At 45.6% G+C, this 1,198-nt stretch carries 1 protein-coding gene and 1 pseudogene; both read right to left on the bottom strand.

The genetic code is table 11. The annotated features are described in order from the left end of the window. Positions 1-373 (bottom strand): annotated as a pseudogene (locus F6K49_RS50765) (protein-(glutamine-N5) methyltransferase, release factor-specific); the annotation flags it as partial. After that, on the bottom strand, positions 370-1,198 hold an 829-nt coding region (locus F6K49_RS50760; RefSeq protein ID WP_366514371.1), incomplete at its 5' end, for a Tic22 family protein. The pseudogene F6K49_RS50765 and the gene F6K49_RS50760, both read right to left, overlap by 4 nt.

The following is a 1,198-nucleotide window of genomic DNA, read 5'->3' as shown; positions in this document are numbered from 1 at the left end:
CAATCAGGGATTCAGTTTCTGGGCGGGGAATCAGGACAGCTGGGGAAACTCTCAAGGAGAAATGACGCCAAGGAGTAACCCCAGCTAGGTATTGAACTGGGCATCGCTGATGGATACGCCTTTGCCACAGTTGGGTAAGTAGAGGTAGAGGTTGGGAAAGTTGAATAGTTGAGTTCTCAGCGGCTTTCCCTGATAAGGAACACTGTTGCCATGACTCTAAGCGTAGCACTAATGGGTCAAGCTCAGCTACCTCCTTTAGCAACCAGTCCACTTCAGCTGTAGGGACACCTGCCTCGGCTGCAGACTTGCAGGCATCTTGACGCCACTGCCAGAGTTCTTTTCCCGAGACCACCGACCCCTGACCCATAATCATTGATTTGGACGTTGGAGTTGATTTTGGGACAGACTTTGCAAGAATTTCAGGGATTCCTGAGATGGCACTAGTACGATTTTCTCTAGCTGCTGATCATTGCTCTCCTGTAAGGTTTGAATAACCCCCTCTAGAGGCACTACCTCTATCTTAACCTGGGAGTTAGGGTCTTGCTGCTTATAGCGGTTGACTATATTCTGTAATTGCTCTTTGTTAAAAAAGAACGGAATTGAAGAAACCCCATTTTGTTGAATAGTTAGGTATCCACTGTTGCTAGCTTCTTTGGCAACAAACAGCGGTACCCCCTGAAATGGCTTTTTTTCTTGACCATTTTGGTTCCAGATCGCTTGTGCCTGCTTTACCTGCTGTTGGTTTGGTATGTAGGCAAAATTTAAACCATTGGCAACAGTGCGATTCTTTTGATTTTGCTCATGAACTTCCCCCAAAGATACAGGCACTACTTTTACCTTGTTACCTAGTTCAGGATTCTCCTGCTTTAAACGCTGTACAAACGCCTTAGCATCTTCTTGGCTAATAAACACACCTGCCACTGAGGTAGTCTTCTTTTGATCTTGCTGATCTGGAATTGAGGCTACTAGTGGCGAACCGGCATTATCAGTAACTGCAAATACAGGTACAGGTCTCAACTTTTCTCTTACCTGCTCTTCGGTCAGAGCCAGTGCCGCTAAATTTTCCGCACTCACTGAGCCTAGTAAGGCACTCGCTACTAAACTTAATGTTGTGCCCCAACGGAACAATGATTTCATAGAAATTACCTCTAATTTTAACGAAGAAGAGCCTGTTACAACTAGAATACCCTGCTCACTG

Source organism: Moorena sp. SIO3I6 (assembly GCF_010672095.1).
The sequence above is the reverse complement of the archived record's forward strand: the minus strand, read 5'-3'. Positions and strand labels throughout refer to the sequence as shown.